General features: G+C 76.7%; 4 protein-coding genes. 3 read left to right on the plus strand and 1 reads right to left on the minus strand.

Going from position 1 to position 3,930, the window contains the following annotated elements; all coding sequences use genetic code 11:
- Positions 1–836, plus strand: an 836-nt coding sequence (locus tag ADY59_RS46730) for an alpha/beta hydrolase family esterase (protein WP_231619235.1), incomplete at its 5' end; no start/stop codon positions are given.
- 33 nt (positions 837–869) lie between these two features.
- Positions 870–2,204, plus strand: coding sequence for a serine hydrolase domain-containing protein (locus ADY59_RS46735; protein WP_049577657.1), 1,335 nt, complete (start codon positions 870–872; stop codon positions 2,202–2,204).
- A gap of 10 nt (positions 2,205–2,214) precedes the next feature.
- Here the strand turns inward: ADY59_RS46735 and ADY59_RS46740 are convergent, their stop codons facing one another.
- The gene (locus ADY59_RS46740) at positions 2,215–3,072 is read right to left on the minus strand and encodes a LysR family transcriptional regulator (protein ID WP_049577659.1); all 858 of its coding nucleotides are present in this window, start codon (positions 3,070–3,072) and stop codon (positions 2,215–2,217) included.
- 71 nt (positions 3,073–3,143) lie between these two features.
- Here ADY59_RS46740 and ADY59_RS46745 point away from each other — a divergent pair, with 71 nt between their 5' ends.
- Positions 3,144–3,860, plus strand: a complete 717-nt coding sequence (locus ADY59_RS46745) for a CTP synthase C-terminal region-related (seleno)protein (protein ID WP_231619236.1) — start codon at positions 3,144–3,146, stop codon at positions 3,858–3,860.
- Positions 3,861–3,930: the final 70 nt, after the last annotated feature.

A 3,930-nucleotide genomic window follows, 5' to 3' on the forward strand; every position in this document is an offset into this window, starting at 1 on the left:
GGGGACGGGGGCGGGTGGAGAGCGGGCGGCACGTGCTGGAGCACGGCGGCCTCACCCGGACGTTCCTGCTGGCGGTGCCCCGGGGGCGCGGGCCGCACCCGGTGCTGCTCAACCTGCACGGGCTCGGCTCCGGCGCGCGCGAGCAGGCCGCCTACAGCCGCCTGCCGCAGGAGGGCGCCCGGCGCGGCTACGTCGTCGCCACCCCGCAGGTGGCCGACGGGCGGATGGCGTGGACGCTGCCGCACACCTACGGCCCCGACGACACCGCGTTCCTCGGCGCGCTGCTCGACCACCTGGAGCGCGGCCTGTGCGTGGACCGGCGGCGTGAGTTCGCCGCGGGGCTGTCGTACGGCGGGGGCATGGCGGTGGCGCTGGTGTGCGGGATGCGCGGCCGGCTGGCGGGGGCGGCGGCGGTCGGCGGACTGAGCCTGGCGCGGCCGTGCGCCGATCCGCCGCCCGCGACGGTCGTGGCCGTGCACGGCACCGCCGACCGCGCCGTCCCCTACCGGGGCGGGCATCCGCTGCGCGACGCCACCGGCGACCTGCGGGCGCTGGCCGACCTGGTGACGCTGCCGCCGGTCACGGAGGTGGCCGGCGACTGGGCCGCCGGCTACCGGTGCGGGCCGGGCGCGGCCTCCTCTCCCGCCGCCCGGGTACGGCTTTCCGCGTGGACGTCGTGCCCCGGCGGCGCCGCGGTGCGGCTGTACACGGTCAAGGACGGCGGGCACACCTGGCCGGGGCCCATCGAGGTGCCGAGGCTGGGCCGTACCGAGAAGTCGCTGGACGCCACCCGGGTCGTCCTGGACGTGTTCGACGGGGTGCGAAACCGGTCCTGAGGGCGCGGGCGGCGGGCATTAGGCTTGGCGGCCATGAGTCACCAGGTGGGACACCAGACGGCGGCCGCGCTGCTGCGCCGGCTCGCGGCGGAACAGGCTGAATGCCGCATCCCGTCGATCATGGCGGCGATCGTGCGCGACGGGCACGTGGCGTGGATGGCCGGGCGCGGCCGCGCCGGCGGTGAGCCGCCCACGGCCGCGACGCAGTACCGGCTCGGGTCGATCACCAAGAGCATGGTCGCCGTCGCGGTCATGCGGCTGCGTGACGAGGGCCTGGTGGACCTGCTGGACCCCATCGGCAAGCATCTGCCGGGCACCCGGACCGGTGACGCGACGATCGCTCAGCTGCTCGCGCACACCAGCGGGCTGACGGCCGAGCCGCCCACGCCGTGGTGGGAGCGCACCCACGGCGTGGAGGCGGGCGAGCTGCTGGCGCGGATGGGGCCGGCGCAGGTCAAGCACCGGCCCGGCCGCCGCTTCCACTATTCGAACGTCGGGTTCGCGCTGCTCGGTGAGCTGGTGGCGCGGCTGCGCGGGACGCCGTGGCTGGAGGTGGTGCGCGAGGAGGTGCTGGAGCCGCTCGGCATGACCGCCACGACGGCGCGGCCGCGGGCGCCGCACGCCACCGGCTACGCGGTGCACCCGTACGCCGACGTGCTGCTGCCCGAGCCGGAGCACGACGCGGTCGCGATGGCGCCCGCCGGGCAGCTGTGGTCGACGCCGGCGGACCTGGCCAGGTGGGCGGCGTTCGTCGCCGGCGACACCGGCGGCGTGCTGGCCGCCTCGACGCTGGAGGAGATGCGCGAGCCGGCGATCGTCGACGACGGCGACGCGTGGACGGCCGGTTACGGGCTCGGGCTGCAGCTGACGCGGCACGCCGGGCGGCGGCTGGCCGGGCACACCGGGTCGATGCCGGGCTTCCTGGCCACGGTGTGGGCCGACCCGGCCGACCGGGTGGGGGTGATGTTCATGGCCAACACCACGTCGGGGATGAGCCGTACGCTGCTGACGGACCTGCTGCAGATCCTGGACGAGCACGAGCCGAGCCTGCCGCGCGAGTGGGAGCCGGTCGCGGCCGACGACGACCTGCTGGCGCTGACGGGTGTGTGGCACTGGGGGCCGACCCCGTACACGCTGCGGCTGCTGCCGGAGCGGGGGCTGGCGCTGGAGCCGGCGCGCGGCGGCGGGCGGGCCTCACGGTTCGTGCCGCGCGGCGACGGGACGTGGGTGGGGCTCGACGGCTACTACGCGGGCGAGACGCTGCGGGTGGCCGCCGACCATCTGGACCTCAACACGTTCATCTTCACCCGCGAGCCGTACGAGCCGGGCGCGCCGGTGCCGGGCGGCGTCGACAGCTGGCGGGCCTGACCCCCGGGGGTCAGGAGGGCGCGAGAGCGGCGGCCAGGTCGGCGGCCGGGCCCGGCGGCAGTGCGCCGTGCACCAGCTCGACGCGGTGCACCAGGCGCGGCGCCAGCAGCGGCACGCCCGGCGCGGCCGAGGCCGGCAGGAGCGTGAGGCCGTGGCCGGCGGCGACCAGGCTCGTCACCGTGCGCAGGTCGTCGCCGGTGTAGTGCAGGCCGGCGCGGAACCCGTCACCGGCCAGGTCGCGCAGCCGCTCCAGCGGGCACAGCGGGGTGCGCAGCCAGCGGGCGTCGACGAGGTCGGCCAGCCGCAGCCCGGCCCGGCCCGCGAGCGGGTGCCCGTCGGGCAGCGCCACCACCAGCGGCTCCTCCTCGGCGCCCGTCGCCGTGAGCGGGCCCACGTCGGGCAGGCGCAGCGGGTCGCTGGGAGCAGCGATGCCGGCGACCAGGCCCAGCTCGGCCTCGCCGCCGGCGACCAGGCGGGCGGCCTCGCCGGCGGCGCACGCGCGCACGGTCACCGTCAGGCGCGGCAGCCGTACCCTGGCGCGGGCCAGGCGGGCGGCCACGGCGGGGCCGAGGGCGAGCGGCCCGGCGGCGAGCGTCAGCCGGTGGGCCGGGGCGGCGGCGACCCGCCGGACGTCGGCGCGGGCCGCGCGGATGCGCAGGAGCAGCGGTCCGGCGTGTTGCAGCCGCCGCTCCCCCGCGCCGGTGGGCGCGACCGGGCGGCGTGACAGCAGCGGCGTGCCCAGGTCGGCCTCCAGCGTCGCGATCTGCTGGGAGACGGCCGACTGGGTGTAGCCGAGCTCGGCGGCCGCCGCCGAGAACGAGCCCAGCCGCGCCACCGTCATGAACGTGCGCACCAGGTTGGGATCCATCAGGAACGCTTATAGCACATGCGGATATCATCGTTGGCGCTTCACCCCGGGGCGGGGGCAGCATGGTGGGCATGAGAATCGCCCTGGTCGGAGACCGCTCCCCCGGCGTGCGCGCGCACACGCGCATCCCGCTGCTGCTGGACGCGCTGCGCGAACGCGACGGCATCGCGCTCGACCCGTACTGGATCCCCACCACCGACGCCGGCGACCTGGACGGCTTCGACGGCATCTGGGTGGTGCCCGGCAGCCCGTACGCGAGCGAGGAAGGCGCCGTCGGCGCCGTGCGCACCGCGCGCGAGCGCGGCATCCCCTTCCTGGGCACGTGCGGCGGTTTCCAGCACATGTTGCTGGAGTACGCGCGCGGTGTGTGCGGGCTCGACGTCGCCCATGCCGAGAACGGTCCCGGGCGGGACTTCCTGCTCACGCCGCTGGCGTGCACCCTCGCCGGGCATGAGGTTCCGGTACGGCTGGTGGCCGGGTCGATGATCGAGCAGATCATGGGCGTGCGGGAGTCCGTGGAGGCCTACAACTGCTCCTACGGGCTCAACGACGACTACCGGCGGACGCTGGCCGGGCACGGGCTGGTGTTCAGCGGGCACGGCGACGACGGCGGGGTGCGGGTCGCCGAGCTGCCGGGGCACCCGTTCTTCCTCGGGACGCTGTTCCAGCCCGAGCTCGCCGGCGACGGCGGCCGCGTGCACCCGGTCATCGCCGCCTTCGCCACCGCCGTCACGCAGCACGCCACCCAGCACGCCACCCAGCACGCCGCCCACCAGCCCACCGCCTAGGGTGGCACAGGCCGGCCGGGTGGCGTGCTGTGCCACCCTAGGCGGTGGGCTGGTGGGCGGCGTGCTGGGT

The organism is Nonomuraea sp. SBT364, assembly GCF_001083785.1.
In the GTDB taxonomy this organism is placed as follows: Bacteria; Actinomycetota; Actinomycetes; order Streptosporangiales; family Streptosporangiaceae; genus Nonomuraea.